This is a genomic window from Hyalangium sp. (genome assembly GCF_035629615.1).
GTDB lineage: Bacteria > Myxococcota > Myxococcia > Myxococcales > Myxococcaceae > Hyalangium.
Window position 1 is genome coordinate 1 of sequence record NZ_DASPHO010000164.1, and the last position, 7,663, is coordinate 7,663.

The 7,663-nt window shown below is 68.4% G+C and carries 5 protein-coding genes; 3 read left to right on the top strand and 2 right to left on the bottom strand.

Going from position 1 to position 7,663, the window contains the following annotated elements; all coding sequences use genetic code 11:
• From VD972_RS08425 to VD972_RS08435, 3 genes are all read left to right on the top strand, one after another.
• On the top strand, positions 1-658 hold a 658-nt coding region (locus VD972_RS08425), incomplete at its 5' end, for a hypothetical protein (protein ID WP_324983500.1).
• A gap of 13 nt (positions 659-671) precedes the next feature.
• Entirely contained in the window at positions 672-887 is a 216-nt protein-coding gene (locus VD972_RS08430; RefSeq protein ID WP_324983503.1) for a hypothetical protein, read from the top strand.
• Positions 888-1,041: 154 nt separating this feature from the next.
• Positions 1,042-1,707 carry a glutathione S-transferase family protein gene (locus tag VD972_RS08435; RefSeq protein WP_324983507.1) on the top strand — a complete coding sequence of 222 codons (666 nt, stop codon included), beginning with the start codon at positions 1,042-1,044 and terminating at the stop codon, positions 1,705-1,707.
• Positions 1,708-1,730: 23 nt separating this feature from the next.
• Here the strand turns inward: VD972_RS08435 and VD972_RS08440 are convergent, their stop codons facing one another.
• On the bottom strand, positions 1,731-2,162 hold the full coding sequence (locus VD972_RS08440) for a transposase (protein WP_324983510.1): 432 nt from the start codon (positions 2,160-2,162) through the stop codon (positions 1,731-1,733).
• 279 nt (positions 2,163-2,441) lie between these two features.
• The gene (locus VD972_RS08445) at positions 2,442-7,646 is read right to left on the bottom strand and encodes an ATP-binding protein (protein WP_324983516.1); all 5,205 of its coding nucleotides are present in this window, start codon (positions 7,644-7,646) and stop codon (positions 2,442-2,444) included.
• Between the last annotated feature and the right edge of the window lie 17 nt (positions 7,647-7,663).

Here is a 7,663-nt window from a genome sequence, read left to right on the forward strand (position 1 = left end):
CGCCTCGGTGGAGGCGGAGCTGGAGCTGGGCACCGTCACCGGGGGCGCCGAGGCGGGCGCCGAGGCCGGTATCACCTACCGGCTGGAGCTCGAGGACGGCAAGCCGGTGTCGCTGGTCCGCCAGCAGCACCTCGAGGGCAGCGTCTCCGCGGGCCTCACCGCCGATCTGTTCGCCAACAGCGGCGTGACGGGCTCGCTGGATCTGGCCCAGGCCGAGGCCGAGGCCAACTACACCGTGTCCACTCGCATCCCGCTGCCGGATGATCTCGGGGACGTGGGGGATGTCCTCCAGGCGGGCGCATTCATCGCCGACGTCTCGGGTGGCCTGTCGAACCTGCTGCCCAACGCGGAGACCTCGATCGAGGGCTCGGTGTCCGTCTCGGGCGGAGGCACGCCCAGAGTGGGCGCCGAGGTGGGCTTCGAGGTGCCGGACGTGGAGCTGACGGACGGCCTGGAGATCGCTTCGGAGCTGCTGCGGGGCAACTTCCGCGAGGCGCTGCGGAACGTGCCGGATGTGACGTTCTCCGGGAACACCTTCACCGAGACCGGCTTCGAGGTGGACGGTGGACTGGAGGTCGCCGGCCAGGGCATCGAGCTCAACCTCCATAACGTGGTGAAGGACGTGGAGAACCCGTTCGAGGTGACGCTGTTCGAGTAGGCCCGCGCCGCGCGTGTTCGTGATGGGCTTTCCCGGCACCGGACAGCTCGGGGACGCCAGCGACCTCAACGCGGAGGAGGCGAGCGAGGGGATTGAGGCAGCGGCCAGGAAGGAGCGGATGAAGGAGAGGACGGCGCGAGTGGACTGGGCAGAGTTGCTGAAGAGGAGGTTCGACTTCGACGTGTTCGCCAGCGTGAGGTGTGGAGGCAGGAGACGGGTATTGGCGTAAGTGAAGGGAGCACGAGGGGTACGGGCGATTGTGGAGCACCTGGGCTTGCCCACGGCAGGTGTGAGGTTGGCCCCGGCGCGAGGGCCACCCCAGGCCGCGGGGTGTTGGAGAAGTCTTCAGTGGGGGGGCCGGCCCCCTGGTAGGGTGCCGGTCCATGCCGCTCACGCTCTACGGCTTCGGCCGCGTCAACTCCCAGGTGGTGGGTCTCACGCGCGATCTGCGCGTCCTGTGGATGCTCGAGGAGACGGGCCTGCCCTACCAGGTGCGCGGCCTGGATCATCCCGCGGGTGAGTTCCGGAGCGAGGAGTTCCGGCGGCTGAGCCCCTTCTCCCAGGCCCCGGTGCTCGACGACGAGGGCTTCGTGCTCACCGAGACGGGCGCGGTGGTGCTCTACCTCGCGGAGAAGACCGGCAAGCTCATGCCCGCCGACCTGAAGGGCCGAGCCCAGGTGACGCGCTGGTGCTTCGCCGCGCTCAACACCCTGGAGCCCCCGCTGTTTCAGATCGCGATGATCGATCTGTTCGGCGCCGCTGATCCCACCGGGGCGCAGCGCCGGCCCGGCTTGGTGGAGTGGGCGGACCGGGGGTTGAGCGGGCTCGAGGACTGGCTGAAGGAGCGCCCGTACCTCACCGGGGAGGAGTTCACGGTCGCGGACCTGCTGATGACCACCGTGCTGCGCGAGGTGCGCCACGGGGGCGTGCTCGAGCGCTACCCCCGGGTCAGCGCCTATCGCGAGCGGTGCGAGGCGCGGCCCTCCTGGCAGCGGACCCTGGACGCCTACGAGCAGCGGCTCGGCGTGGCCGCGGGCAGCGCGCGCTAAGTGGGTCGCCAGAATAACCCGAACTACTTCTTGCGGAGCCAGAAGCCAGGAGCAAGGGCGCCGGCCTTGCGTAAAACTTCCGTGGGCGAGAGCTGGAGTACCCAGCTGACTCCCGCGTCCACATGCGCAGCAATGTCCAGGTACTGGTGGTTGGCGGAGACCTCGCGTTTGAAGTCCCTCCACAACTGGTCCATCGGGTTCAACTCCGGGGCTTGTGTGGGCAGCCACAGCAGTTGAATTCCGAGCTGCGCTGCCAACTGCTTGGAGGCAGGTGTGCGGTGGCCGCTGGCCTTGTCCAACACCTGCACCAGCCGGTGCCCGGTATAGGGGTTGAGCACGCCCCACAGCACGGCCTTGGCGTTCTCGCCGCTGATACGAACCCGGGCCTGCTGTCCCTGACGGGACCAAGCGCTCCTCAGCGGTGGGAACAGCCGGAGGATGGTTTGATCCAGCACCAGCACTACCAGCGTGGGGAGCGCTTGCGCAGGGCGTTGAGTCGGCGAATGAGCGCCGCTTTTTTTGGGGTAGGTGCTTGGCCTTGTGGGCGTAGACGTAGCGGGGGCGCTTCCAGCGGTAGCGCAGCTGGTGGAGGCGACGGCGCAGAGTCCGCTCGGTGACATCCAGTCCGCGCTCACTGCGCAGGTGCACGCACAGCAGGGGGACGATGCGGCCGCACCGCTACACGGCCAGCCAGGCATGCCCTCGCCCGCCAGGCGCTCACCAGACCGAGCTCCTCAAGGGAGCGGCAAGACCACGGTGAAGGTCGCCCCTCCGCCCTCGGTCCGCGTCAGGAGGATGCTTCCGGCGTGCGCCTCCGCGATGTGGCGAGCCCTCCACAAGCCCAGCCCGAAGCCGCCGTAGTTCCGGATGGGAGCGGCGCGCTCGAAGCGGCCAAAGACGCGCTCCTGGTCCTCCGGGGCGATGCCGTCGCCGTGGTCCACGATGCGAATCAACGCGTGACTCGCCTCTTCCGCCACGGTGACTTCCACGGGCCTGGACGCCCCGAACTTGAGCGCGTTGTCGAGGAGGCTCTCCACCAGCTGGTGCAGCCGGGGCCGATCGTAGCGGACCACCACCGGAGTGCTCGCGCTCAAGATGACGGTGCAACCCAGGCGCGCGGCCTTCTCCCGCGCTTCCTCAATCACGGCGGCGACAGCCCCAGAGAGGTTGACTTCCTCAGGCGCCAGCTCCAGACGACCCGAGATGAGCTCCGCCACGTCCACGAGCTGCTCCACCTGACGCGTCAGGCGATGGAGATGTTTGGTCGTGGTATGCGCCTTCATCCTCGCTTCTTCTGGGGAGAGCCCGGTGCGTGCCTCGAAGGCGACGCTTCGCAGGAGGGACTGGACGCTCAGCGCCAGCGCGCTCAAGGGCGTCCGTAGCTCGTGGCTCACGACGGTGAGCCACTCGTCACGCGCCTTCAGTGTCGCACGGAGCTGCTCCCCCGAGAACTCGTGGCGAGCCATCTCCCGCCGAACCCGTACCATCTCCAGCTGGGTGCGGACGCGCGCGATGAGCTCGCGGGCCGAGAAGGGCTTCACGAGGTAGTCATCCGCTCCACTCTGCAGACCTTCGACCGAGGACTCATCGCCCGCACGCGCAGAGAGGAGGATGATGGGGATGGCCCGCGTGCGCTCGTCCGCGCGCAGCTCCCGCACGAGTCCAAAACCATCCAGCACTGGCATCATCACGTCGGAGAGGATGAGGTCCGGTCGCCTCGTGCGTGCCGCCTCGAGGGCCGCGCGCCCATCCGCCACGGTGTCCACGTTCCGGAATACCTGGCCCAACAGTCCGGACACGTAGGTGCGCAGGTCAGCGTTGTCATCCGCGAGGAGGATGCGAGCGGACGAGAGCGCGCCAGGCACTTCCGGCAGCGTGCCCGCGGATGCTTCGATGCGCGGCGCCTCCACCGCGGTTCTCGGGAGAGCCCAACGGCGCGCTTCCTCGGTGAAGAGCACGGCGTGGGTCGCCGACGAGCGCGGACGAGAGGTGCGCTCGACGCGGTCGGACGGCAGATGCGCCGAGCCGCGCGGCATCCGCACGGTGAAGGTGGTGCCCTCGCCGAGCTTGCTCTTCGCCGCGACACTTCCGCCGTGGAGCTTTACCAGCTCCTGCACCAAGGCGAGCCCGATGCCGGTGCCTTCGTGGCTTCGGCCCTGGGTGACGCGGACGCGGTAGAAACGCTCGAAGACACGCGGGAGCTCCTCCTCGGGAATGCCCACCCCCGTGTCCGCGCGGTCGACTTCCGCGAGCGCTTCGGCGCGTGCTCGCTCCTCCTCGTAGGCCCGCGCGTTGCGGATCGCGGTGACGACTTGCGCCGCAGCCAATTCGAAGAAGCTCCGGTAACCCTCGTCGAGCATACGATGCGGGCTGAGCCCTACGATCAGCACCCCATAAGGACGTTCTTGGTCCGGCGCCGCGAGCGGAAGCACCATCGCCGAGTGTGGAGGTTCGGCCCACGCACCCGTCGGCAGCGCGTCGAATCGCGAGCGCAGATCGTGAATCGCTTGGATGCGTCGCTCGGCGACGGCACTCGCCAGCGGCCACACGTCATCCGCGATCTCCAGCGTCGAGGGGCGAGCAGCCTCGGTGGCCGCGCTGAACCCGGACGAGGCCGTCATCACCGCGCGAGCCCCATCACTCAGGAGATAGAAGACGGAGAACGGCACGTCGGCGGGGTTCTCGGCCAACGTCGAGACGGCGTTCTCGCATGCTTCTGCGGCCGACTTCGCCTCAGCGGCTCGGACCGCGAGCTCGCGCAAGGTTCGCAACTGCCGCTCTGCGTAGACCTGAGCGGTGATCTCCGAGACCGTCGCGAGGACTCCGCCGATGCCGGTCCCAGTCACCGTTTCGTCGGGAACCGGGCTGTACGCGACCTTGAAGTGGGTCTCTTCGAGGAAGCCGTTACGGTGGATCATCAGAGGGAGATCGTCGCTCGACGTGGCAGGCTCGCCGCGAAACGGCGCCTCGATCATCGGCCCGATGATGTGCCAGATTTCCGCCCAGCACTCGCTCGCGGCCTGACCGAGCGCGTTCGGATGCTTGGAGCCGGGGATCGGGCGATACGCGTCGTTGTAGAACTGGACGAGCTTTGGCCCCCACCACAGCAACAGCGGAAAGCGGTTGCGCAGCAGCAATCCGACCATCGTCCGCAGGCTCTGCGGCCAGCGCTCCACCGGACCGAGCGGCGTCTTCGACCAGTCCATCGCTCGAATGAGCTTGCCCATCTCGCCCCCGCCGGCCAGGAAGTCATACGTGAGAGAGCTGCTCCGGGCCGCTTGCGGCGTGGTGGCGCTGACCGCCGTGGCCTCCGTGTGGAGCGTCACCTCTGAAGGGGCCGTGGGAGCTCTTCGCGCCGCGGGACTCGTGGGCAGCAGGAAAGAGAAGGTAGTGCCCCGTCCCGGCTCGCTCTCGACACGGAGGGTGCCTCCGTGGGCTTCGACGACACCCCGAGCGATGGAGAGCCCGAGGCCATGGCTCTCACGTCCCTTCTGAGCGGAGTGCCAGTACCGGTCGAACACATGGGGGAGTGCTTCCGGAGCGATGCCGGCTCCCGTGTCGCTGACCGAGAAGAGGATGCCTTCCGGCTGGCGCTGCGCGCGCAGGGTGACGCCGCCCTTGGCGGTGAACTTCACCGCGTTGGAGAGCAGGTTGGCGAGTGCCTGGAGGATGCGTTCCTTGTCGCACGGGAGGACGGGAAGATCCGGTTCGAGCTCGGAGGTGAACTGGAGACCCTTCTCTCTCACCCGTAGCTCAAACATCTCCTGGACTTCGTGGAGGAGCTCCTCCGCCGTGTGAGGCTGCGGTGTGAGGGAGAGCGTGCCCGAGTCGATGCTCGCCAGGTCGAGCAGGTCGCCGATGAGCCGGTTCATGCGAGTGATGCTGCGGCGAATGGAGCCGGTATGCTTCCGCAGCCGTGCCTCGCGCGCGTCATCCCCGAAGGCCCGTTGGAGGAGCTCGGCCGCCGTGCTGATGGCGGCGAGCGGGGAGCGCAGATCGTGACTGACGACCGCGAGTGTCTCCTCACGCGCACGGGTGGCCCGTCTGGACTCTTCGAGCAGCCGGGTGGCCTCCGCGGCATGCGCGCGCTCGGCGCGCACTGCTTCCTGGCGCAGGCGCGACACCGTCAGCTGGGCGTTGACGCGCGCGAGGAGCTCGTTCGCGGAGAAGGGCTTGATGAGGTATTCGTCCGCGCCGCTCCGCAGCCCCTCGATGGTGGCTTCCTCGCCCGCGCGGGCGGACAGCAGCACCACTGGGATGGTGCGGGTGCGCACGTCCGCGCGCAGCGCCTGGACCAGTTCCAGTCCGTCCATGCCCGGCATCATCACGTCGGAGAGGATGAGGTCGGGTGGACTCGCCTGCGCCGCGGCAATGGCCTGCGCACCATCCTCCACGGCCTCTACCGTCCAGTGGGGCGACAGCAACCGCGCGAGGTATTTGCGCATGTCCGCATTGTCGTCCGCCACCAGAATGCGAGCCCCCTCGTGGAGGGCCGACGGCGCTGCGTTGACCGGGGCGGGCGTCGCGCGCGGAGCTGCTGAGGGTGACTCGGCTTCATTCCACTGGGGTACCTCTGCGAGAAACGAGTCAGGCCCGACCCCGGTAGAAGCCAGCGTTCGGGCAGCGCGCACGGAGCCTCTCGGGAGGTGCGCGGAGCCGGTCGGAAGACTCACCGTGAAGGTGCTCCCCTTTCCCAGGGCGCTCTTCACCGTCACCTTCCCGCCATGCAGCTTCACCAGCTCCTGCACCAGCGCAAGACCAATGCCTGTGCCTTCGTAGCTGCGACCGCGTGCTCCCTCCACACGGAAGAAGCGCTCGAAGATGCGGGGGAGCTCTTCTTCCGGAATGCCAGTGCCGGTGTCCTGGACGCTCAGCTCCACGCGCTCGCCCAGCCACTGGAGGAAGACGCGAATCTCTCCTTTGAAGGTGAACTTGAAGGCGTTCGAGAGGAGGTTCAAGACAACCTTCTCCCACATCGCCGGATCCACGTAGACGGCCTCCGGCAGGGCTGGGCAGTCCACCACCATCTTGAGGCCGGCGGCCCCCAGCGCGGAGTCGAAGCTGCTCGCAAGGTCCGTGGTGAGCGCGGCAAGGTCCGTGGGGACGAAGGAGGCCTGAGCACGCCCGGCTTCGATGCGGGCAAAGTCGAGCAGTGTGTTGACGAGCTTCTGGAGGCGCAGTCCGTTGCGGCGGACGAGCTCCTGGCGCTCGCGCTGGGCAGGAGGGAGGGGCTGCTCGGTATCCGACAGGCCATCCTCGATGGGGCCGAGCATGAGGGTGAGCGGCGTGCGGAACTCGTGACTGACGTTGCTGAAGAAAGCCGTCTTGGCCCGGTCCAGCTCGGCCAGCGCCTCGGCCCGCTTGCGTTCTGCCTCGTCAGCGGTCGCCCTCGAGACGACGGTGGTGATGTGCGCTGCGGCCTGCTCAGCGAACTGGCGGTACTCCTCGTCCGGCGCACGCCGAGGGCTCACACCCAGGACGAGGAACCCCGCCGCACGCGCCGCAGCGGCCGTGACGAGGGGCGCGACCAGCGCTGAGTCCGCAGGTTCCGGCCATGGGCCGCCGGGCAGCGAAGCGTCGAATCGCTCAGAGAGCCCAGTCACGAGCTCTGCTCGACCGGAGCGCCGCACGCGAGAGAACGGCCAGGGTGCAGCCGATTCCTCGACCAGCGGGATGAGCTCTGGAGCGGCCGGCCCGCCACGAGAGAGCCCCGAGGACGCGGCAAGCCGTGCGAGCTGGGCCGTCTCGTCGACAAGGTAGAGTGCGCAGAACGGCACGTCATGAGCCGCCGAACCCAGACTGCTTGCCGCCAGGGCGCAGGCCTCGTCGGCAGAGCGCGCCGCCGCTGTCCTCTCGCCGAGCTCGCGCAGCACGCGAGTCCGCCGCTCGCTGATGACCTGGTAGGTCGTCTCGATGACTGCATTGAAGACGCCCTCCACGTGACCGCCCTCGCCAC